The organism is Staphylococcus sp. FSL W8-0271 (assembly GCF_038006605.1).
In the GTDB taxonomy this organism is placed as follows: Bacteria; Bacillota; Bacilli; order Staphylococcales; family Staphylococcaceae; genus Staphylococcus; species Staphylococcus cohnii.
On sequence record NZ_JBBOVM010000001.1, the window covers coordinates 1,742,501 to 1,767,067 of the forward strand.

Consider the following 24,567-nt stretch of genomic DNA (forward strand, 5'->3'; position numbering starts at 1 on the left):
AAAGCTGGGTCACTACTGAACTGCACCCTGTCAAGTAGACAGTGAAAAAAACAAAATGTTTATGGCTACCTTATATTTACGATATAAGGGTAGCCATTTTTAATGTTATTCTTTCTTGATTAAAAAATTCTATATATGAATTAATTGCTTTTATTGCTGTAGCCTTGTCTTTAAAAATCACTTTTTTTCTTCCTCTAAACAATTCACTTTTAATAGTTCCCCATACACCTTCCATAGGTCCATTATCTATGCAACATCCTGGTCGTGACATACTTTGTTTTATACCAAGTTGCTCTAACGTAACTTTAAATAATCTGCTTGTATATTGATATCCTCTGTCGCTATGTAAGAGTATACCTTCGGTATTCGGCACAAGTTTGACTGCTTTTTTGAGCGTATCTAATACAAATTTATTGTTATTTGAGGTACTTAATTTATGACTGATAATCTGTTTGCTGCCTAAGTCATAAATAGCACTTAAGTAAAGTTTTTTACCATTGCTTAGTTTGAATTCTGTAACGTCAGTTAACCATTTTTTATTTGGGATTTGTTCTTCAAATTTTCTATTTAATATATTATGTGCTGTAATTTCAGGTGTTGTTTTAATATATCGTTTTCTTTTAGGGCGGATAGTAGATTTTAGATTCAGTTGATTCATCAATCTATAGACACGTTTATGATTTACTTTTTGATGTAGTTTAAGTCTTAAATATATGTATATACGACGATATCCATATATGCCTTTGTATTTATTGTAGATATCAACGATATCTTTGATCAATTTTTGGTTTTCAATTTCTTTATTTGATGGTTTGCGATGTAACCATTTATAGTAACTTGAACGTGATATCTTTAATACTGAACATAACCAAGCTATCGGATAAAGGTTTTTAAATGCTTTTACCGTTTGGTATGATGCTTTTTGTCTGATGCCTGTTTCATCAACTTCCTTTCTATTTCTTCTTCCTTTTTTAAAACGTCATTTTCCATTTGAAGAAATTTATTTTTCTCTTTAAGTATCTTAATTTCAGCTTTTAATGCCTCTTCAGGTGTTAATACAGACTGGGGTTTCCCTTTTCCACGTCCATCTTTAAGCCCATCATATCCATGCAAGTTGTACTTTTTTACCCAGTTATATACTTGGCTATAATTGATGTTAAAATGATTTGCTGTTGTCTTATACGATTGGCCATGATTCATATAATAATCAACGATTTCTACACGATCTTCAAATGTTAATGATTTATATTTCAATTGATACACCTCGGGTTTTGGAGAATATGTTTTTAATATTTTACCCGACAAATACTTTGAAATCCATTTGTTTACAGTTGAAGTAGTGGGGATATTATATTTAACTACTAAATCAGTTAAAGATAGGCCATCATTTATATATTCGTGCACAACTTTAAGCTTAAATTCATTTGAGTAGGTATTATTTCTCTGAATTGGTAAAAGCACCTTTATTCCATGCTTCTTAAATTTATAATAGTTAATCAATAATGTTCTAGGAGAACAATTTAAATTTAATTTTTGAATTACATTTTTCATACTATATCCTTCTTCATATAAGCTGAAAGCTTTTTGATAAGTTTCAGGTGATAATTTTCTATGAGTCATAAAAAAGCTCCCTTCAAAGTTTACATTTTTAAGTGTCTACTTTGAAGGGAGCATATCACTACAAGTGCCCAGCTTTTATATTAATTAACATTACCGCCCTGATTCACTATAAGGAACAGCTACAAGAACCACCTGTTGCACAACCACTTGCATCTTTTTGGAAAAATGGATTACCTGTTTCTATCTTTACATTTTCAGATACAGCATAAGCTATTTTCATTATAACCTCGTCTATTAGATCTTGTAATGCGACTTCTTTTTGTTTGTAATCCATAACTACTGGTAACATTTCATAAGCACGTTTTCGTTTACGTGTTTCTAACATTACTTTTTGATAATCTGGATGATATTTTCCAAATCTCATTATTTCATCATATTGCTCTTTTGATTTTAAAAAAGCTTGATAGAGCAAATGCGCTTCATCATTTTCTTGTAAATTTTGTTCTGCTATTTTAAATGAATGATATAAACTTGAATCAAGTATTTTATCACTTAATTCCTCAATATCATCAAGAATGTTCAAAGTTTCTTCTGTTATCATTATAACCTCTCCTACTTATCTTCAATGAAAATAATTGTATAATAACCGTTTGACACTTCGCCGCCGACTTCATTGTATTTAGAATTTAACATCCTTGATCTATGAATATCAGAGTTTAACCAACTATGGATTAAAGTTGGTACTTCGTTAAAATCATATCCTACATTTTGACTAGTAGAAACAAAAGAAATATTTTGTTCATTAAGCTTTTGTTTTAAGGCATCTTCTGTAAATTCTACACTATCAGTATCAATTGCTTCGTACAAATTATATGATGCAATATGAGCTACGTCATTATTAACTTTTAAAGGCTTAGCATCTTTTAATTTGCGCATCTCATTAGTAATTTCATAAAGTGTCATCAATTGATTTGCATTTTGTTCATATGGTATTTTTTTATAATTATTTTTCACTTTTTTATCTTCTTGTGCAGTAATCATTTGATAGGGTTTGAATGCTATTAATGCTTCACTATCTAAATATCTTACACCTACGATTTCGTTAGCTTGTTGATCAATATATACTTGTGCGTAAACATTATTGAATTTTATTAGTGTCTGTGTTTTCATATCTGAATCTGAAAGTTCTATTTCATACGCTTTTCCATTAGCTTTAATCGTTGGCTCTGGATTGATACTGTACTTTTCAAAAACATGCGCCGCATTATCACCAATTTCTACTGGATTAACGTTAGCATTTTTACCAGTGGCATAAACTGATTTAATTTTATTTTTTTTCGTTGTGACAAGATAATACTGATCGTTTTGTTTATATACGTAGTTTTTAAAACCACCTTTATATGAATAAACTCTATCTGCTTGACCATAATTATCAGTTAAATTATGTAAATCTTGTCCAATCCAAGTACCCACACCTTTTTTAAGTTTAGGATTTTCAACATTTGTTTTTTTGTTTTGAAAATCTTTGTTTTGAGTTGTTTTTGAAGTTTCTTTATTAGGATTTTCTAAAACATCAAATTTCAAACGCGGTGAGTAAAATAGATAAATTATAAAACAAATCAATAATAATACACCAATAACTTTAATTATTAGTTTCTTCATCGCTCATCCACCTACATTATTCTTTGGTTCATTGTACATGTTTATGACAGATACAAGCAAGGCATGTCCTCAAATTTGTTAATTTGTAATAAACCCTTTACATTTTCATCATATACAATATTTGCATGACGTAATATACAAGAGAATTTTGGGTATAAAATAAATGAAGGGGTGACAAATATGTCAATCATTCGTATACATGGTGCGAAACAAAATAATTTAAAAGATATTTCTTTAGATATACCAAAACATAAAATTTCTGTATTCACGGGTCGTTCTGGTTCGGGTAAGTCATCATTAGTCTTCAATACAATTGCTGCCGAATCTGAACGTTTACTTAACGAAACATATTCTACATATATACAAAATCAATTAAAACAATTTAGTAAAGCAAATGTAGATTTAATAGAACATTTACCCGTAGCTATGATTATCAATCAAAAAAGGTTAGGTGGTAATTCGCGCTCTACAGTAGGTACAATTTCCGATATTTATGCTTCAGTGCGTTTATTATGGTCCCGTATCGGAACACCATTTGTAGGATATTCTGATGTTTTTTCTTTTAACAATCCAAAAGGTATGTGTGAAACATGTTCTGGTCTTGGATACGTAGAAGATATTAACTTTGAGGAACTGTTAGATTTTGAAAAATCTTTAAATGAAGACGCAATCCGTTTTCCCTCTTTCAGACCGGATAGTTGGCGCGGTAAACGTTATTTATATTCTGGTTTATTTGATAATGACAAGAAATTGAAACATTATGATAAAAAAGAATTGGATACTCTGTTATACACAAAACCTACCAAATTGAAAAACCCTCCACAAAATTGGCCAAAAACTGCAAAATTTGAAGGGCTTATTCATCGGTTTAGGCGCTCATTTTTATTAAATGATAATTTTGAAAAAAATAAATTCAAACACGATATTGAAAGAGTTGTGACATCAAAAAAATGCCCAACATGTGATGGTAAAAGATTAAATCAAAATGTATTACAATCCAAAATTAATGGCTTAGATATCGCTGAGTTCACGCATTTATCTATAGATGAAGCAATAACTTTCATTCAAAAATTAGAATCTACCAAAGCACAATTTATAATTAGCCCTTTGCTAAAACAATTAGAATCTCTTAGTTATATTGGGCTTAATTATCTCACTTTGGATCGTGAAACGAAAACACTATCTGGTGGAGAATCTCAACGTATTAAACTTATCAGGCATCTAAATAGCCCTTTAAGTGACTTAGTATATATCATCGATGAACCGAGTATCGGACTACATCCTGAGGATATTCAAAAAATAAATGAAATCATTCAATCTTTAAAAAATAAAGGTAACACAGTTCTAGTAGTAGAACATGATCCGGACGTTATCAAAATTGCAGATCACATCATAGATTTAGGGCCTTATGCTGGTAAAAACGGTGGTGAAATTATTTTCACTGGTAACTATTCTGATTTATTATCATCAAATTCCAGTACTGGAAAAGCATTAAAGAAAAAACATAAATTGAAATCATACATTAGACAAACAGATGCGTTTATTGACTTAAATCATATGACGCAAAATAATTTAAAAGATATTTCAGTTCGTATTCCTAAACATGCAATGACCGTTGTAACTGGTGTAGCTGGTTCTGGCAAGAGTACGCTTATACATGGCGGCTTACAAAACAATAAAGACGCTATTATTATTGATCAAAAGCCCGTACATGCTTCAAGTCGTTCTCATTTGTTAACTTACTTAGATATATTTGATGATGTTCGCACCTATTTCAATAAAAACACAGGGTTGAAGAAGTCATTATTCAGTTACAACTCTGAAGGCGCATGTCCTGAATGTCATGGCAAAGGTGTGCTAAAAACGGAGCTTGCATTTATGCCAGACTTCACCCAAATTTGTAACGTTTGTGGTGGTAAACGATATAAACCTGAAGTTTTAAATGCAACTATCTCAGGCTATTCTATAGCAGATATATTGAACTTAACAGTGGATGAAGCTTTAGATTTTTTTAATACAAATCAGTCTATTGCACAGCCTTTGCAATCACTGAAAGCAACAGGTTTAAATTACATGAATTTAGGACAAACACTTGATACATTATCTGGTGGAGAAATACAACGTGTTAAGCTCAGTAAATATTTGACACACGTTGTGAGTAATCATATTTTTGTATTTGATGAGCCAACTACTGGCTTACATGAAGATGATATACCAATCATTTTAGCTTGTTTTGATAATTTAATTGACCAAGGTAACACAGTAATTATCATTGAACATAATTTAACGATGATGACAAATGCAGACTGGATTATTGATATAGGGCCATATGCTGGAAACAAAGGTGGTAAGTTACTTTACCAAGGAAATCCAGATGGTTTATTAGCAAACACTGCTTCTGTTACGGCTAAACACTTAAAAAGATATTTATCTTGAGTTGCTTTTTTTTAATATTCATTTAAATCATTTGAGTGAAACGACACGCAAAATTTGAATTACAAAAATTATAAAAAAGAATCTCTCACTTAAACAGATAACATCTGCAACTTTAAAATAAAAATAACCTGAGACACAACTGTGTCTCAGGTTATTTTTAGATATAATGATTATTTCAACTTAGTTCATCAATATTTTAACTAAGTATATTTACAAAACCGAAAGTTGCTTTTAACAATGATGTTGTTTCTCCACCTGGATACAATACATAGAGTAATACATAAACCATCACTCCTGTGATAGCAGTACAAAACCAAACAATTGATGCAATTGGTCCTACAAATCTATGAAGTTTAAATTTGTCTTTGAACGCAGTGATGATTTGGAAAAGTCCTAGCAGACCACCGATGGTAGCTAAATTGATATGAAAAATTAAGAAGATTGTATAATAAATCTTAATTGAATCTGGGCCACCAAAAGCAGTATTACCAATAAATATTGTTCTCGAAGCATAAATAATAAAGAAAGTTAGCGCAAATATAGCAGCAAGTAACATAAATTTTTTATGACTTTCGATTTCTCTTTTCCATATTTTACGCCATCCTATTGCAATAAGGATTGCGCTTATCACTATACATGTTGTGCTAATTGTAGGTAAGATTGGTAAATTCATATATTCCATCCTTATTAATATTTATTAGAACATTTTAATTAATGAAACAACAACAACGAGTACGAAGAAAACTACTAAATAGTTTAAAGAGTATATAAACATTTTTGTTGCCCATTTTGTTTGATCTGAATCTTTTTTAAAACTCGTTAAACCTAAATATAACCAGCCTAAATTTAATAATGTAGCTAATATAATAAATGTTGTACCAAGATCATTCAATAATAATGGTAGCGGTAATAACAATACTAGCCAGATAAACATACTCACTCTCGTGCGGTTGAAACCTTTAACAGAAGGTAACATTGGAATATTTGCCAAGCTATATTCATCTTTACGCTTTATTGCCAATGCATAAAAATGTACTGGTTGCCAACAAAATATGACTAAGAAAAGCGCTACAGCAACCATACTAATATTGCCTTCGATAGCTGTCCAACCTATTAACGGTGGTACAGCACCAGGAAAACTCCCAATCACTGTATTCCAAACTGTATGACGTTTAGACCAAATTGAATAAAATGACACATATCCAACAATACCTAACAATCCTATTACACCAGATGGTATGTTTAAAGCAAATAATAATGCTTCCCCTACGAGCATCATTCCAAAACTAAGTAATAATAAATTTCTATTTGAAATTTTTCCATTAACTGAAGGTCTTTGCTGTTTACTTGGCATGATACTGTCAATATCTTGATCATAGTAATTATTTAAAGCGCATGCGCCCCCCATAATTAATGTCGAACCTACCAACATCATTAAAATCTGTGGTATTGACGAGAGGAAGGAATGATTTGCCAACACAATTGCAAGCCATGAACCAGCGAATGCTGGAATTAAATTGCCCTGAACTAGTCCCATTTTAATAATTTGTTGTAACTCTTTAAACGTTACACGACTAGAATTATGCGACAAAGTTTGTTCTTTGTTCATAATTTCCCTCCTAATTTTTCCATATAATACAATGATATATCAATTTACTGTGATTGACTACATTTATACAAAGTTATTTGTGACACTTTATCGACATTCACAAATAGTCATTTTTGTGACACAATTAGAAGCGTATTTCTTGTTATAATAATAGTTAAGTTTTATTTAAAAATATAAAAGTAAATGTAAAGAGTCTTTGGTTTAAACTATAAATGATTGATATCATTGTAGCTGAATCATTACTCATATCTGTTTTATTTATTTGTGGGGGGTTAATTCTTGTTTAACAAAAAAAACCTGAAATGGTTATCTGTATTGGCAGCGATAATAATGGCATTTGTACAGCTCGGAGGCGCATTGGTTACTAAAACTGGTTCAGCTGATGGTTGTGGCTCTGACTGGCCATTGTGTCATGGTGCTTTTTTACCTCAAAATTTGCCTATACAAACAATAATTGAATTAAGTCATCGTGCAGTATCAGGTCTATCTTTAATTCTTGTTTTATGGCTAGTGATTGTTGCTTGGAAACACATTGGCTATATCAAAGAAGTTAAACCGTTATGCATGATCAGTATTGGTTTCCTATTATTGCAAGCACTTGTTGGTGCAGCAGCAGTAATGTGGCAACAAAACGATTATGTTTTGGCGTTACATTTTGGTATTTCATTAATTTCATTTTCTTCAGTATTTGTTTTAACTTTAATTATCTTTGAAGTAGACCGTAAATACGAAGCTGATGAATTATTTATTCGTAAGCCGCTTAGAATTTATACGTGGATTATGGCAATCATTGTATACTTAACGATATATACTGGTGCGTTAGTTAGACATAAGGAAGCAAGTTTAGCTTATGGTCAATGGCCGCTTCCATTTAATGATTTAATACCTCATAACGTTCAAGATTGGGTGAATTTCACTCACAGAGGTATGGCTTTAATCGCTTTTATTTGGATTTTAATCACGTTTGTCCATGCAATTAATAATTACAAAGAAAATCGAACAATTCGTTTCGGCTATACCGCTGCATTTATTTTAATAATTTTACAAGTGATAACAGGTGCTTTATCTATTATTACTGAAGTGAATTTATTAATCGCTCTATTACACGCACTATTCATAACAATATTGTTTGGATTGATTGCTTACTTTATTGTACTGATGCTAAGAACCATACGAAGTGGCGGATAATCCACTTTAATTAACATATAAAATGGCTGTGATACATTAATCGTATCACAGCCATTTTTAATTTAATCTTCTTGTTCTTTTTCAATTTCTATTAATAAGTCACCTGTTTCAATGGCATCACCATTTTGTACTGTCACTTTTCTTACAACACCATCAAATGGTGCTTGAATCGTTGTTTCCATCTTCATTGCTTCAGTGATCAATAATGCTTGTCCACTCGTCACAGATTCACCTTCAGCAATTTTAACTTCTGTAACTGATCCAGGCATTTGTGCACCAATGTGATTTGGATTTAGTTTATCTGCTTTTGGTTTAACACTTGCATTGGCTTTAACATTTTCATCTTGTATGAAGATACGTCTTGCCTGGCCATTCATATCATAAAATATTGTACGTACACCTTTTTCATCAGGTTCTGTAATCGTTTTAAGTGTAATAATCAAACGTTTTCCTGTATCAATTTCTATTTCTACAGTCTCGTTTGCTCTCATGCCAAAGAAAAATGTTGGTGTATCTAAAAGTGATACATTTCCATATTGTTCTTGTGTCGCAATAAATTGTTCATATACTTTTGGATATAACACATAACTAATTACATCTTGTTCAGTGACTTCTTTTTGTTGTTTTTCCTCTAATTCTTGTCTTACTGTTTCGAAATCAACTGGCTTTAAATATTCTCCTGGTCGTTCAGTTAATGGTGTTTGACCTTTCAATATTACCTTTTGTAAATCTTTATTGAATCCATTAACTGGCTGACCAATTTCTCCTTTAAAGAAGGATACTACTGATTCAGGGAAATCTAATTTATGTCCATCTTTTATTACGGATTGCTCATCTAAATCATTTTGAACCATGTATAAGGCCATATCACCAACAACTTTTGATGAAGGTGTTACTTTAACAATATCACCGAATAAGAAATTAACACGCTTATACATATCTTTTACTTCATTAAATCTGTTGCCTAAGCCTAAACTTTTCGCTTGTTGACGCAAATTAGAATATTGTCCACCTGGCATTTCATGCTGATAAATTTCTGTGTTAGGTGACTTAATATCACTTTCGAAATCGCTATAGTATTGACGTACAGTACCCCAATAATGTGATAATTCTTCCATTCCATCAATGTCTGCACGCATACTTCTACCGAAGCCATTCAGTGCATAATACAATGAATTAGCACTTGGTTGACTTGTTAAACCACTCATTGATGCAACTGCTGTATCAATAACATCTACGCCAGCATCAATAGCTTCTTTATAAGTTAATAGTCCATTACCACTCGTATCATGTGTGTGTAAATGAATTGGTAAGTCAACTGCTGCTTTTAACTCACCGATTAATTCATAAGCTGCTTTCGGTTTTAATAAACCAGCCATATCTTTAATCGCTAATATATGGAATCCTTCAGATTCAAGTGTTTTTGCCATATTTACATAGTAATCTAAGGTATAAATGTCAGAACGATTTGCATTTAAAAAATCTCCTGTATAGCAAATAGCGCCCTCTGAAATCTTACCTGCTTCTTGAACTGCTTCATTTGCTACTTTCATTTGATCTATCCAGTTTAACGAATCAAAGATACGGAAAACATCTATACCTGCATCAGCACTTTCTTTCACAAATTTTTTAATGACATTATCTGGATAATTTTTATAGCCAACAGCGTTAGACGCACGTAAAAGCATTTGGAATAAAACATTTGGAATGGCTTTTCTCAATCTTTCAAGTCTTTCCCATGGATTTTCCTTTAAAAAGTTGTAAGCAACATCAAATGTTGCACCACCCCACATTTCTAATGAAAAACTATCTTTCATTACATCAGCTGTTTTAGAAGCAATATTCATCATATCTTTAGTACGTACGCGTGTAGCCAACAATGATTGATGTGCATCTCTGAAAGTAGTATCTGTAATTAATACATCCTCTTGCTGTTTTAACCATTCTGCAACTGCTTGCGGTCCTTTATGATCTAATAACTGCTTCGTACCTTCAAATTTTTCGACAACCTTTTTTGGAACCTGAGGGATTGGCGACGTTTCATAAATTGGTTTAGGTCTTTTTTCTACGTTAGGAAAACCATTGATAGACACATTACCAATATACTCTAACGTTTTCGTACCTCTATCTAATGTAGGCTCAATATCAAATAATTCTGGTGTACTTTCGATAAACTTAGTTGTGTAGTCGCCAGTCTTAAATTGTGTATTTCTCATAACATTAATTAAAAATGGCACATTTGTTTTCACACCACGAATACGCATTTCTTGTAATGAACGATCCATTTTTTCATTTGCTTGTTTAAATGTCATGCCATGTGTAGATAATTTTACAAGTAATGAATCATAATAGGGTGAAATTTCAGCACCTTGGAAACCATCACCAGCATCAAGTCTTACTCCGAAGCCACCGCTTGAACGATAAGCTATAATTCTACCAGTATCTGGCATAAAGTCATTTGTTGGATCTTCAGTTGTAATACGACATTGAATTGCATAACCTAATGTTTGAATATCTTTTTGTTGTGGCATGCCAATTTCATTATCAAATAGCTTTTCACCATCAGCTACAAGAATTTGCGTTTTAACTATATCTACACCAGTCACCATCTCAGAAATCGTATGCTCAACTTGTACACGTGGATTGACTTCTATGAAATAAAAATCGTCTCCAGATACTAAAAATTCAACTGTGCCAGCATTCACATACTCAATTTTCTCCATTAATTGAATTGCAGCATCACATATACGTTCCCTCAAATCATCAGTAAGTGCAACAGATGGCGCAACTTCAACAACTTTTTGATGACGTCTTTGAACAGAACAATCACGTTCATATAAATGAACAATGTTACCATGTTCATCACCAATGACTTGTACTTCAATGTGTTTTGGATTATCTATATATTTTTCAATATAAACTTCACTATTACCAAAAGATTTTTCCGCTTCAGATTTTGCTCTGTGGAATGCCTCCTCTAATTCATCTTCGGAACGCACAATACGCATGCCCTTTCCACCGCCACCACTTGTAGCTTTAATCATCAAAGGATAGCCGGCTTCATTTGCAAAAGCAATTGCATCGGATTGACTATCAATTGGTCCATCTGTACCTGGAATAACTCTTAAATCAGCATTAATTGCTGTAGTTCTTGCCTTAACTTTATCACCAAACATGTCCAAATGTTCGACATGTGGTCCGATAAACTTAATCCCCTCTTCTTGGCAACGTTTGGCAAAAGTTTCATTTTCGCTTAAAAATCCATAACCAGGATGAATTGCGTCCACTCCTGCACGTTTCGCAACATCTAAGATGCGTTCTATATCCAAATATGATTCTGCTGGTCCTAAATCTTTCCCAACTAAATATGACTCATCAGCTTTATATCTATGTAATGATCCTTTATCTTCATTTGAATAAATCGCAACCGTTTTAATATTTAATTCTGTTGCAGCCCTAAAAATCCTTATTGCTATTTCTCCACGATTGGCTACCATAAGTTTATTAATTTGTTTCAAATCATGGTCCCCCTTAAATTTTGAATTTTCTAAAAAGTTGGATATAAAATTGATTATAGCAAAATACGAACTATGTATACAGTAAAATAGTTTTCACATTATTTAAAATTACAATATGACTAGTGCTAATATTTTTACCATAACACTATCTTTTTTACAGCAATGAGCACTTAAAAATTGATACCTATCGTATTTAAAAGAGATTATATCATAAAAATAACATAATATAAAGTTATCATTAATGATAACTTTAACTTATTAAAACCACTATAATTGCTAAGTTTTTCAAAAGTAAATAATATCGTTAAAAAAATAAGCAAACGTTTTCAACATCAATATGTTGAATCGTTTGCTTATTATGCGCGTATTAACCATTTTTGGGAACGCTAAAATGGTGCGTATGTTTACGCTGTTGTCTTTTTTTGGATTCATCGACTTTAATTTGTTTAGCAGTGATTAATAATAGCCCCATTGCAATACTTAGACTAATCATTGACGACCCACCAAAGCTAATAAATGGTAATGGAACACCAGTTAAAGGAATCGTACCTGAAATACCACCTAAATTGACAAATGTTTGACTACCTATATAGCTAGCAACACCTACACAAACTAATTTATAAAAGTATGAAGTCGTCTTACTCGCAAGTTCAAATGCTCTATATACAATAAAGAATAATAAGCAAATGACAACTAGTCCTCCAACAAGTCCAAGTTCCTCACAAATAATGGAAAAAATAAAGTCAGTATGTGGTTCAGGCAAGTAGCCTAACTTCATAATACTGTTTCCCAAACCACGACCTAACAAACCGCCATTACCAATTGCAATTAATGAATTAGAAATATGGTACCCTGTGCCACCTTCATTGCTGAATGGATCTGTTAGCGTACTAAATCTAGCAGTTAAATAATCTGGCACAAGTCCTATCAGTAAAAATAAACCACCGATAAGTACAATACCTGTGAGTATCATTAATCCATATTTTAGCGATTTTTGGACTCCAATTCCTGCATAAAATAAGATTGAGAAAAAAATTATTAAAATTAATAATGTTTGACCAACATCGCGTTGTAAAAATACAAGGCCGATACAAATAGCAGATAAAATAATTGGAGAAGTCATGAGTTTAGGATTTTTAAAAACTTTTGGCCTTTTCTTTTCAATCATATATGGAATATATAATATCAAGGCAATTTTCAATAATTCTGATGCTTGTAAATTCATAAAACCTAAATTAATCCAACTTTTTGAGCCATTAATATTACTTCCTACTAATAGGGTTGCTACTAACAATAAGATAATGCCAAGCATCATCCATTTTTGAAACTTAATCGTTTCTAGTAACTTCACATTCATCACGAATGCCATAAAAAAAACAAGAATGATACTCATAATTACGTACATTAATTGCCTAGTATAAAAATATGTTCCTGTTACAGGTACGCCACCTGTTAAAGAACCTTTAGTGGCTGCAACCATACTTGCACTATATACCATGACTAAGCCAATGAGACATAACAACAAATATGTAATTACTAACGGATAGTCAATATATTTAGCATTCTTGCTAATATACTGAAAAAATTTCTTTATGTTATTCATTCGACATATCATCCAATTCTATTTTATATATTCTTTACATATTAATCATTTTTTTATAATAGTTTCAATCACTTTCACTATTTCAAATACTGAAATTGTTTTTAAAAATTCATTGTACCTTTAATAGTATATCAAAAAATGTATTCATTTTTCGAACAAATATAATTTGTTGTTCAATCATTATCAAACCGTAACATCATTTATTATCCAACAAAAAAAGTGGCTACGAAATAATCAATATAATATTGACATCTTAGCCACTTCAAATATCTTATGTAGTTTTTAACTACGTTAATTCGTTTTATATCATTTTATTTAGTAAAAATAAATTTATACTTTTCAAAATTAGCGAATCCAATTAAACGTTTGTAAATGCTTCGTGTAATTTAGACAATTCTTTTTCTAAACGAAGCATTAAATCTTTGCCCGATTCTCTATCCACTAAGCCTAGTTCAACAGCAAAATCAACTTCTTTTTGTAAACCAAACATTTGTGTATCAAGAACTTCTTCATACAATGGGCATTGAGGTAATGTAAGATTATCCATTTGAACTTTAATCAATTGAAGAATCCTGTCTGCATCTTTATTTAATTGGTCATATGCCGCACTATTTAATTTTTGGCCCTTTACCATGACATACTCCCCCTATCAATTGTAACTTTATATGTAAAAGTTTATCTCACTGATACAGAAAAAGCAAGTGAATTCAGTAATATACTAAGGCTAGTTATTTATGATAATATTGGAATTAGTGATATATTTGTTTTAGTTACATATACAATTAATAAAACGAACTGCACAAATCATTGTGATATGAGCATTCAAACAATTAGGCATTTTTAATTTTATGATGCATCTTCAATGATACAAATTATTTAATTATGTTCAAATTCACAAAAATGTCAATTATCATAACGACTTAACTTGTTGTCGAATCGTTTTATTTAAAATTTTTAAAATATATTAGGAGTGGGATTATGATTCAAATTAAGGGCGAAGTTAAATTTCCAATTACTTTAGATAGCACTACTTGGATATTTGATGATAGAAAAGTTAAATTAGAAGATTTAGAGAATGGTGTATTTGATGGCACCAAACCAATCAATTTCAGTGATAACCGCGAATGGAATCGTGCAATTTTAGAAGGACAAACAAATCCTCCAACACTAAATTCAGAAATTAAATATCGAAAAAGAGCAGTTTTAAAAGATTCATTTGTAATTAATATGTCACCATTTTTCAAAAATGCTGAACCATATGATCATGCGAAGGCAATACGTTTGTTTAATGATAAAGATTCTATAGAAGTACCAATAGACCTACTACCATATCTTTTCTTCCAATTTGCTCGTGATGGCAAAAGATTGTATGACGATAACTTCGTTGATAGTTTTGTCTATATACCAGAACAAGGTTATTCATATGAGTTCAAGTATGTTACTCATATCGAGGTGATTTAAATGATAAAAGTTCAATGTATTATCTGTGATACTGAAGTTTTCATTGATCAAAATACATTAGAAGCTAAAAGATTAAGAAATGATCCAATGCACACTTTTATGTGCGACGAATGTAAAAGTCGTCTAGATACACCAAAACAACGAAAACGAGAAACCACTTTCGACCATCGATAGCATATTTTTACAATCTTAATGTTATTTTTAACCGAAAAACTAAAACATGTCATCGTAATATTAGTAATCGTTGAAGAAGGTATGTGACGATTATCAATAATTGTTAATATTACCACATTAAACTGAACGTTTAATTCTAAAAATTACTCCATGAAAGTTTCTATTAATTTGAAACTTTCATGTTTTTTATATCAACAACTTTCTTGATGTGAAACAAGACTTAACATATAAACGCAAATATACACGCTAACATTTATCAATGAAAATTATTTTAAATTTCATTGAAATTTTTCCAATCATTCACCACACAATTAAATTATTTACTTACACTTTAATTAAATGCAATTCAATCAAATTACCTCAGTGTAATACACATAATAGTTATATTCTAATGCAACACACCTCATACTAAATCTTTCAAATTAGGAGATTGAAATTTGAACTGACTTTATTACTAAATAAAAATCATTGTATATTTACTAAACAATATAATGTTATAAAAAAAGACAACGTCAATCTCTATTTTATTTCAATAGAAATTGACGTTGTCATGTGAATCAACGATATTTATCTCTCGATTATTTTAATGATTTACTAATTATTCTTCTTCTTGCATTAATTGTTTGATTCGTTTCGATTCTTTCTCACGTGCTGCTTTTTCTAAAATTGTCTTTCTAATACGAATCGTTTCAGGTGTCACCTCTACTAATTCATCATCATTGATAAATTGTAATGCTTCTTCTAAAGTTAATTTTCTTGGTCGTTTCATTGTAACTGTTTGGTCTTTTGTAGCTGAACGTACGTTAGTTTGGTGTTTTTCTTTCGTAATATTTACTGTTAAGTCATTTTCACGATTGTGTTCACCAACAATCATACCTTCATAAACTTCAGTTCCTGGTTCCATAAAGTTTGTACCACGATCTTCTAGTCCCATAATCGCATATGAACTTGCTTGACCTTTATCCATAGAAACAAGCGCACCATTTCTTCTACCACCTATACGGCCTTTAACACGAGGTTTGAATTCTTCAAAAGTATGATTAATAATACCATAGCCACGTGTTTGTGACATAAACTCAGTAGTATAACCGATTAAACCACGTGCTGGAACCATGAAGATAAGACGAGTTAAACCATTATCCGTTGTCACCATATCTAACATTTCACCTTTACGTTGACCTAATGACTCTATGACAGCACCTGTATATTCTTGAGGCACTTCACATTGCACACGTTCAAATGGTTCACATTTAACGCCATCAATTTCTCTTAAGATAACTTGTGGTTTCGAAACTTGTAATTCATAACCTTCACGTCTCATATTTTCAATTAAAATAGATAAATGTAGTTCACCACGTCCTGCAACTATCCATTTATCTGGCGATTCTGTTTGAGTTACTTTTAATGATACATCTGTTTCTAGTTGTTCATCTAAACGTTCTTGAATTTGACGAGATGTTACGAAGTCACCTTCACGTCCAGCAAACGGTGAATTATTCACTCTAAATGTCATTTCCAATGTAGGTTCATCAATTCTTAGAACTGGTAAAGGCTCTTGATGATCATTAGGTGTTACAGTTTCACCTACGTTAATATCCTCCATACCTGAAACGGCAATTAAATCACCAGCATAAGCTTCTTCAATTTCTTCACGTTTTAATCCGAAATAACCGAAAATTTTAGTTACTCTGAAATTCTTAACTGAGCCATCTAATTTTAATAAAGATACACTATCACCAACACGCATCGTTCCTCTAAACACACGTCCTACACCAATACGTCCAACGTAATCGTTATAATCCAATAATGCTATTTGGAATTGTAACGGCTCATCTCTATTATCAATTGGAGCTGGGACATAATCAATAATCGTCTCGTATAGTGATTGCATGTTTTCATCTTGTTTTTCAGAATCTAGACTTGCAGTACCATTAACAGCTGATGCATAAACAACGGGGAAATCCAATTGCTCATCGTTAGCTTCTAATTCAATAAATAAGTCTAATACTTCATCTACTACACCTTCTGGTCTAGCTTCAGGTTTATCAATTTTATTTACAACTACTACAGGTTTTAAATTTTGTTCAAGTGCTTTTTTCAAGACGAAACGTGTTTGTGGCATTGTACCTTCATAAGCATCTACAACTAAGATTACACCATCAACCATTTTCATAATACGTTCAACTTCTCCACCGAAATCGGCGTGTCCTGGCGTATCTAAAATATTGATTCTGTTATCTTTATAATTAATTGCTGTATTTTTAGCAAGAATTGTTATGCCTCGTTCTCTTTCTATGTCGTTAGAATCCATTGCTCTTTCATCTACATGCTCATTTTCACGGAATATTCCTGATTGTTTTAATAATTCATCTACTAATGTAGTTTTACCATGGTCAACGTGAGCAATGATTGCGATATTACGAACATCTTCTCTTATTTTAGTCATTTTATACAATTTCCTTTCTCGAGTAAATTCCCACTTTTCTTTGCAACTTTTTTATTATATCATATAATTGGTTAAAGAAAACTATAAAGGTGTGGTTGGGATGCAACAAAAAAAATCTAAATCAATATTCTGGGTACTCGCTATCATAGCTGTTATATTATTGCTTTTATTTAGCTTTAGTATCGCTGCTACAAATGTTCCAATGATGATTTTAACATTTATACTATTCATTGCAACATTTGGGTACGGTTTCACTTTAAAAAAGAAATATCGTGAAAATAACTGGCTATAATTGTTAAAATAAATAGGGACAGAAAATCATTTTGAAAATGTATTTTCTGTCCTTTTATATATATATCGATTTAAATTTTTAAAATGATTTAAAGTTTATATTCGGTTCTCTACTTATTATCTTATTCATTGCTTTTGTCATATATCTTTTATTTAAGTATATAAATTTTGCATAATAGTATGAATTAAAGTAGTTATCTTAATGTTTTAAACGTTTTTGTAATGTTTCGATGATTTCATTATTCTTTTGAAAATGAAATTCTAATAATTCCGCATGTAATTGTGGATTAGCCATTACTATGGAACTTGGTTCATATATAGACAAGATGTTACCCATTAAATCTGTACCAATGCCACCTACTTCTTGCAGGATGATTAAACCACCAGCAAAATCCCAAGGTTGTAATCTTGGTGTAATGTAGCCTCCTAATTTGCCAGTAGCAACATGAATAATTTCTAACGCGGCTGAACCATAAGCTCTCGCGCTTCTAGCTTCATCCACAATTGGTTTGAACACTTCACCCAATCTTGGTTTTGTAAGCCAATTAGGATTGATACCAATTATGCTTGTACTTAAAGGGCTCGATTGAATTGCAGGTAGTAAGTTACCATTTTCAAATGCACCTTCACCAGCTTTTGCATGGTAAAGTTTATCGTTTATTACATCGTATACAAATCCTGCATATGGTTTGCCATCGTTAAATATACCAATAGAAATTGCAAAGTTTTCTTTTTGGTGTACAAAATTCAATGTCCCATCAATTGGATCAATAACCCATACAATACCTGATTCGTCTTTAAGGTCATGTCCATGCCCTTCTTCACCAATTACTAAATGCTCTGGATAAGTCTGCTTGATATTGTCAAAAATATATTTTTCTGTCGCTTTATCAACATTTGTCACTAAATCATTGGGATTTGACTTAGTTTCTATTTCTATACCTTGTTTCATGATTTTTTTTACATTGATGCCCGCTTCTAAAATAAGGCCTTTTGCAAACTCATAAACAGTCATTGTATCCCTCTCCTTTTCACGACTCACTTTTCATTAATATTTAATAAGATATAGAACTATATATTTAAAATAGTCAATTGTATGTAATATCATATTAGTTAATAATACTATGTTTTTACCCTAATTCATAGATTTATACACGTTTCTGTACAATGTACGATTGTTCAAATAAAAAAACAAAGTCAATGTTTATAGTGTTATATTATGCTAAAATATAAACGAATAGATGCACACTAGGAGGTTAAAATGGCTAAATATACATTTAAAACAAACGATTTCAAAGCATTTACTGTTGATGGTTTAGATAATAGAATGGAAGCTTTGAATAAACATGTTCGACCACAATTGCATGAACTAGGAGAATATTTTTCTCAATATTTAGAGGCAACAACTGGAGAAGTTTTTTATCCACACGTTGCTAAACATGCAAGACGAAGTGTAAATCCACCTAAAGATACATGGGTCGCTTTTGCAACCAACAATCGCGGTTATAAAATGTTACCACATTTTCAAATAGGTCTTTTTGAAAACCAATTATTTGTCATGTACGGTGTTATGCATGAAGCAAAAGATAAAGCACAGCGTGTGAAAGTTTTTGAAGAACAATTTCATACGCTTAGAAATTTACCATCCGATTATAGCTTAAGCTTGGACCACATGTCTCAAGAAAAAACATATATTAAAGACATGTCAGATGACGAAATACAAAGTGCAATTGATCGTGTTAAAAAAGTAAAAAAAGGTGAATTATTTGTTGCACGTACCCTTGCTCCAAATGCAGACGAATTAAAAACAGATAAAACCTTTTTAAAATTTTTAGAAGAAACCTTCGAACAGCTATTAAAATTTTACAACTAAAGTTTTATTTTTAATTCTATAAATAAACTAAGATATTAATATATAAGAACAGACCGTAGACAAACCCTTCGCAAATTATTAATGCGAAGGGTTTGTCTATTTTCTGTTTTTATAGTTTTTCAAATAGGATTCTTTTCCTTTAACTAGTCTTTACTCGTTAATTTCATTATTTAATTCTTCTTGAAAATAAAGTGTGTCGTTTTCTGCTAATTCAGAGATAGAAATCATTTCATATTGATCTCTTTTATCAATAGATTTATTCAACATAATAAACACCACCACTGCTTAATTTACATATATTATAATATTGACAGTGATTTATGCCGACTCTTGCGAGAAGAGCTCTAGCCGAAGACTACAGGCTAAGTCAGTGTCCACGGAAAGCGTGCACAAAAAAAGTGCCAACAAAGTCAGAGACTTTGACGACAGTCTGAACCACCTTTTATAAAAAGGTGGCTTTCCCATCTCAATTTTTAGAAATTCAAATCAATGAGACAAGATAGTCTCTGAATTAGTAATATTTTAGTGTGATATTAGCAGTGATTTATGCCGACTCCTGCGGGAATAGCACTAGCCGAAGACTACAGGCTAAGGCAGTGCCCGCGGAAAGCGTGCATAAAAAACTGCCAACAAAGTCGGAGGCTTTGTCGACAGTCTGAACTAAGATATAAATATTTTAGACTATAAACAGCGACAATTTCTATTTAAAATAGAAGTTGTCGCTGTTTTACGTTTATAAATAATACATTAGCATGTTGTGATATCTATCTTGTTATTAATATAATCAAAAAAAAGGATGGTGTTTTAAACTCCTGAATTTGTATTGTATATAAAATCAAAAATTGTACTAACAACTAATCTGCTAACATAGTTATTACTTTGTTAGCAGTTAGCGTATATTTTCAGTTTTTATAGATCATTTATTACTAAGCCTTGTCACATAACTTAATAAATATAAGGATCCTCATCTTTTTTCTTTTTTAATTCTTGTTCTGGATTCATATCACTTTTTTGTCGTTGACCAATATCTTTGGCATCTTCACTAATGTCATTTTGTTGTATTTGATTATGATATTGTGGTTGACCCTTGTCTTTTTTCACTAATAGCATAATTCCAGCAATAATCCAAAGTATTAACGCAATAAAATTACCAGTAAAAAGACTAATTAAAGCTGCAGCAATTAATAGGCAACCAGCTAAAATTCTGTTTCCTTTAATTGTAAATACGCCACAGAACCCTAGAATCGTCGCGAATAATAAAAATCCACCTTGCATTAATATTGAAGCTTTAAGCGCATCTGCCGATATAGACATACCTTGCTGTTCATATATTTGGTTTAATGCTTCCTTGGATTCGGGAAAATTCAATAAAATTAGTCCCAAAATCATGAGTATTAAAAATAATAGACTAAGACCGTTTGCAATCCAAGCAAGGATTTTTTCTGCTTTCCGATTCATCATTTTTCCTCCTATTCTTTCATTATCACTATCATAGCAAATTTAACAAAATTACAAAATTACAAAGTGTTATTTTCTATATTTCAAAATATTAATTTACTAATAAAAAATTAAAAACAGTAAAACTTTATCTAAGCAATTACGCGTTATTAGGTTGACCTAATATTTTTTTGGAGTAACCTATAAAAAGTTAGTTAGAAGTATAGGAGGTATCATTATTGGCTAATAATATAAAAATGCATAATAAAAGTTTAGAAGAAATCAATAACACGGTTTCTATTAATAGCAATGGTAAATTTAGTCAAAAGTTATTATCTTATTTAGGTCCAGGGTTGTTAGTAGCAGTTGGTTACATGGATCCAGGAAATTGGATTACTTCAATGCAAGGTGGTGCACAATTTGGATACATTTTGCTATTCGTAATTTTACTCTCTAGCTTATCGGCAATGTTACTACAAAGTATGACGGTAAGATTAGGAATAGCGACAGGTATGGATTTAGTACAAGCTACAAAATATTACTTAAACAAACCATTAGCTTTTGTTTTTTGGATTATTGCTGAATTAGCAATTATTGCAACTGATATCGCAGAAGTTATCGGGAGTGCGATAGCATTAGATTTATTGTTTGGCATTCCACTACTTGTCGGTGCACTTATCACGGTATTGGACGTATTTTTATTACTCTTTATCATGCGATTTGGATTCCGAAAAATTGAAGCGATTGTAGGTACGTTAATTTTCACGGTACTTGTGATCTTTATATTTGAGGTGTTTATTGCTTCACCTCATGTCAATGAAGTGTTAACTGGTTTTGTACCAAGCAAAGAAATAATAACGAATAATAGCGCATTGTTTATTGCTTTAGGAATTATTGGGGCTACGATTATGCCACACAATTTATATCTACATTCTTCAATTGTTCAATCAAGAATGTATGATAGAAATAGTTTAAAATCAAAAGCACATGCAATTAAATATGCTACGATGGATTCTAATATTCAACTTTCGATTGCATTTATCATTAATTGCTTATTACTCGTTTTAGGTGCTGCCTTATTTTATGGTGTTAATACTGATCAATTAGGTGGTTTCTACGATTTATATCACGCTTTACAAAATCAGCCTGTATTAGGAGCTTCTATGGGTGCAATTATGAGTACCTTATTCGCAGTTGCTCTATTAGCATCAGGCCAAAATTCTACAATTACTGGTACAATGGCTGGTCAAATTGTAATGGAAGGGTTTTTGCATCTTAAAATTCCAAACTGGTTACGTAGACTAGTTACTCGTCTACTTGCAATTTTACCTATCATATTCTGTATCATTATTTTCAAAAGTGATGAAGCAAAAATTGAACAATTGCTAGTATTCTCACAAGTATTTTTAAGTTTAGCTTTACCGTTCTCATTAATACCTTTACAACTGGCAACAAATAATCGTTATTTAATGGGTCAATTTAAAAACAGAACCTGGGTTAATACAATTTCATGGCTATTAATCATTATTTTAAGCATATTAAATGTATACTTAATATTAGAAACATTTAAAGAACTCATGTAAACATGCGACTGCAACTCAAATATTTACAGAGAAACAAAACTGACGATTTCTTTGCGAAATTGCGGTTTTGAAATGTGCTGACGCCCGGGGAAATGATATGAGTGAGAGACTACAGGCTCGAACCATATCCCCAGGTAAGCATGCACGATCAAAATCGTAAGTTTTTTATATAAAATGGACGCATCCATCATGTGTATTCATATTAAGTTATATCTTTTGGTTAATTAAAAATATGACTTGCTTTAGTTGTATAAGTTAAATAATACGAAGAAGTTTCTATTGTATTAAATCATATCACTTATAGGGATTTTGCATCGTGCTGACGCCCGGGGAAATGATATGAGTGAGAGACTACAGGCTCGAACCATATCCCCAGGCAAGCATGCACGATCAAAATCGTAAATATAAAGAGGGTCAATCCATATTAAGGATTGACCCTCTTATTTTGCGTATAGCATAGCGCAAATAAAACCATTATTTTTCTTTATCTGAATCTATTGCTTCATTTTGTTTAGTTTTACTTGATTGACTTTTTGCTTCATCAATCTCTGATGATTCAGCAGATTGACCTGTGATTTTCTTTCGTTCTTCAAAGTTCATTCTTCGTTGACTAACAGCACTTGGTTGTTGTTTACGTCTTTCTTTTTCACGCTGTTTACGTGCTTTCTTTTCTTGCTTAATTCTAGCTTTTTCTTCAGCTTTTTCTTGTTTCAATCTAGCAGCTTCCTCAGCCTTTTCTTGCTTGATTCGCTGTTGTTCTTCATAAGCTTCTTGCTGAAGTTGTTGTTCTTTTTCAAATGCTTCTTGTCTTTGTCTAGCTTCTATTTCAGATTCTTCACTATCTATGTTTGCGTCCTCTTGTTCATTTTGAAGATTATCATCAATATCATTTGACTGTTTTCTTGATTTATAATTATATTTAGCCTGTCGAGATAATACTTGAGGTTCTTCCTCTTTTGAATTAATATCCGAATTTACTTTGTCTGCAATTTCGGAACTATACCCACCTCTTCTTAATTGTTGTTCTTGATTGGATGGTTGTTCTAAGTCAGAAGTATCTTGTTGTACATTATATTGTGGGTTTGGTTCAGATTTTGGCTCAGACCTCGGTTCAGATTTTGGTTCTGATTCTCTTTCTTGACCATAGTCATTATAACTACCTTGATAACCACCTGAATAATAAGCTGGTATCATTTCTACTTTATCTTTACGTGCGAACATCATAATTGCAACTATTAAAAATAGAATCGGTATAATGAGTGGTACAAATAATAGAACTAAAGGTAAAGTGACGATGGTAGCTATTAAAAATAAAAACCCAGATAATATTCTAATATTCATTGAAATTAACGCTAAAAATGATATTAATAAACAAACAATGAAATATACAATAACTGCCCATATACCATTTTGTAACCAAATAACAAATTGAATCGTATTTAATCCATTATTTGCCAATATTTGCTGAATAAAATCATTACCATTTAACGACGTTTCTAAATTTTGAATAGAACTTTCACTACTAAAAGAAACTAATGCAATAAACATTGTGATGATTGTTAGTAATAGTAAGAATATCCAGCTCAACCAACCCAATACCTTTTCTGCTAGTCGACTCACTGGACGCCTAACTTGAGTATATTGTTCTCCTGACATTTTTTATACAACTCCTTATACTACTTATCAAACTATTATATCGAATAAACGATAAAATAACTACTATACT

19 protein-coding genes are annotated in these 24,567 nt (G+C 31.5%); 7 read left to right on the forward strand and 12 right to left on the reverse strand.

Translation table 11 applies throughout. The features are described 5' to 3' along the window. Positions 1 to 76: 76 nt before the first annotated feature. From NST87_RS13825 to NST87_RS08535, 3 genes are all read right to left on the reverse strand, one after another. A protein-coding gene (locus NST87_RS13825) for an IS3 family transposase (protein WP_437129139.1) occupies positions 77 to 1,620 on the reverse strand; the annotation gives its coding sequence in 2 pieces (ribosomal slippage) (positions 77 to 943 and positions 946 to 1,620; 1,542 coding nt in all). Between the two features lie 106 nt (positions 1,621 to 1,726). Then, positions 1,727 to 2,161, reverse strand: a complete 435-nt coding sequence (locus tag NST87_RS08530) for a YlbF family regulator (RefSeq protein WP_019469274.1) — start codon at positions 2,159 to 2,161, stop codon at positions 1,727 to 1,729. 11 nt (positions 2,162 to 2,172) lie between these two features. After that, positions 2,173 to 3,222, reverse strand: a complete 1,050-nt coding sequence (locus tag NST87_RS08535) for a CAP-associated domain-containing protein (RefSeq protein ID WP_019469273.1) — start codon at positions 3,220 to 3,222, stop codon at positions 2,173 to 2,175. A gap of 180 nt (positions 3,223 to 3,402) precedes the next feature. On the opposite strand from NST87_RS08535, the gene NST87_RS08540 reads away from it, so the two are divergent. Continuing rightward, the gene (locus NST87_RS08540; protein WP_340721578.1) at positions 3,403 to 5,658 is read left to right on the forward strand and encodes an excinuclease ABC subunit UvrA; all 2,256 of its coding nucleotides are present in this window, start codon (positions 3,403 to 3,405) and stop codon (positions 5,656 to 5,658) included. Positions 5,659 to 5,854: 196 nt separating this feature from the next. On the opposite strand, the gene NST87_RS08545 is transcribed toward NST87_RS08540, so the two are convergent. Together NST87_RS08545 and cyoE are read right to left on the reverse strand one after the other, a co-directional pair. Next, a complete protein-coding gene (locus NST87_RS08545; RefSeq protein ID WP_019469271.1) occupies positions 5,855 to 6,331 on the reverse strand; it encodes a DUF420 domain-containing protein in 477 nt (158 codons plus the stop codon). Between the two features lie 24 nt (positions 6,332 to 6,355). Beyond that, a complete protein-coding gene (cyoE, locus tag NST87_RS08550) occupies positions 6,356 to 7,267 on the reverse strand; it encodes a heme o synthase (RefSeq protein ID WP_040030530.1) in 912 nt (303 codons plus the stop codon). Positions 7,268 to 7,546: 279 nt separating this feature from the next. On the opposite strand from cyoE, the gene NST87_RS08555 reads away from it, so the two are divergent. Further along, positions 7,547 to 8,455 carry a COX15/CtaA family protein gene (locus tag NST87_RS08555; RefSeq protein WP_019469269.1) on the forward strand — a complete coding sequence of 303 codons (909 nt, stop codon included), beginning with the start codon at positions 7,547 to 7,549 and terminating at the stop codon, positions 8,453 to 8,455. A gap of 62 nt (positions 8,456 to 8,517) precedes the next feature. Here the strand turns inward: NST87_RS08555 and NST87_RS08560 are convergent, their stop codons facing one another. The 3 genes from NST87_RS08560 to NST87_RS08570 all read right to left on the reverse strand — a co-directional run bounded on the left by NST87_RS08560 (position 8,518) and on the right by NST87_RS08570 (position 14,210). Further along, the gene (locus NST87_RS08560; protein ID WP_340721580.1) at positions 8,518 to 11,973 is read right to left on the reverse strand and encodes a pyruvate carboxylase; all 3,456 of its coding nucleotides are present in this window, start codon (positions 11,971 to 11,973) and stop codon (positions 8,518 to 8,520) included. Between the two features lie 367 nt (positions 11,974 to 12,340). Then, positions 12,341 to 13,576: a cell division peptidoglycan polymerase FtsW gene (gene ftsW / locus NST87_RS08565; protein WP_071562379.1), complete on the reverse strand. Its 1,236-nt coding sequence runs from the start codon at positions 13,574 to 13,576 to the stop codon at positions 12,341 to 12,343. 358 nt (positions 13,577 to 13,934) lie between these two features. Continuing rightward, on the reverse strand, positions 13,935 to 14,210 hold the full coding sequence (locus tag NST87_RS08570) for a YlaN family protein (RefSeq protein WP_071562380.1): 276 nt from the start codon (positions 14,208 to 14,210) through the stop codon (positions 13,935 to 13,937). A 344-nt stretch (positions 14,211 to 14,554) separates the two neighbouring features. Here NST87_RS08570 and NST87_RS08575 point away from each other — a divergent pair, with 344 nt between their 5' ends. Together NST87_RS08575 and NST87_RS08580 are read left to right on the forward strand one after the other, a co-directional pair. Next, positions 14,555 to 15,037, forward strand: a complete 483-nt coding sequence (locus NST87_RS08575; protein WP_019469265.1) for a hypothetical protein — start codon at positions 14,555 to 14,557, stop codon at positions 15,035 to 15,037. Continuing rightward, positions 15,038 to 15,211 (forward strand): DUF2197 domain-containing protein, encoded by a 174-nt coding sequence (locus tag NST87_RS08580; RefSeq protein WP_019469264.1) that lies wholly within the window; start codon positions 15,038 to 15,040, stop codon positions 15,209 to 15,211. A 598-nt stretch (positions 15,212 to 15,809) separates the two neighbouring features. Here NST87_RS08580 and typA read toward each other — a convergent pair. Beyond that, on the reverse strand, positions 15,810 to 17,657 hold the full coding sequence (gene typA, locus NST87_RS08585) for a translational GTPase TypA (RefSeq protein ID WP_019469263.1): 1,848 nt from the start codon (positions 17,655 to 17,657) through the stop codon (positions 15,810 to 15,812). Between the two features lie 100 nt (positions 17,658 to 17,757). On the opposite strand from typA, the gene NST87_RS08590 reads away from it, so the two are divergent. After that, a complete protein-coding gene (locus tag NST87_RS08590; protein WP_019469262.1) occupies positions 17,758 to 17,949 on the forward strand; it encodes a DUF5325 family protein in 192 nt (63 codons plus the stop codon). 198 nt (positions 17,950 to 18,147) lie between these two features. Here the strand turns inward: NST87_RS08590 and NST87_RS08595 are convergent, their stop codons facing one another. Further along, positions 18,148 to 18,963, reverse strand: a complete 816-nt coding sequence (locus NST87_RS08595) for an inositol monophosphatase family protein (RefSeq protein ID WP_040030527.1) — start codon at positions 18,961 to 18,963, stop codon at positions 18,148 to 18,150. Between the two features lie 246 nt (positions 18,964 to 19,209). Between NST87_RS08595 and NST87_RS08600 the strand changes: the two genes are divergently transcribed. After that, positions 19,210 to 19,821 (forward strand): YktB family protein, encoded by a 612-nt coding sequence (locus tag NST87_RS08600; RefSeq protein ID WP_019469260.1) that lies wholly within the window; start codon positions 19,210 to 19,212, stop codon positions 19,819 to 19,821. Between the two features lie 945 nt (positions 19,822 to 20,766). On the opposite strand, the gene NST87_RS08605 is transcribed toward NST87_RS08600, so the two are convergent. Further along, the gene (locus NST87_RS08605) at positions 20,767 to 21,279 is read right to left on the reverse strand and encodes a DUF4064 domain-containing protein (protein WP_019469258.1); all 513 of its coding nucleotides are present in this window, start codon (positions 21,277 to 21,279) and stop codon (positions 20,767 to 20,769) included. Between the two features lie 236 nt (positions 21,280 to 21,515). On the opposite strand from NST87_RS08605, the gene NST87_RS08610 reads away from it, so the two are divergent. Then, positions 21,516 to 22,841, forward strand: coding sequence for an Nramp family divalent metal transporter (locus NST87_RS08610; protein ID WP_064264115.1), 1,326 nt, complete (start codon positions 21,516 to 21,518; stop codon positions 22,839 to 22,841). 474 nt (positions 22,842 to 23,315) lie between these two features. Here NST87_RS08610 and auxB read toward each other — a convergent pair whose 3' ends face one another. After that, entirely contained in the window at positions 23,316 to 24,497 is a 1,182-nt protein-coding gene (gene auxB, locus NST87_RS08615; protein WP_340721582.1) for a lipoteichoic acid stability factor AuxB, read from the reverse strand. Positions 24,498 to 24,567 lie beyond the last annotated feature (70 nt).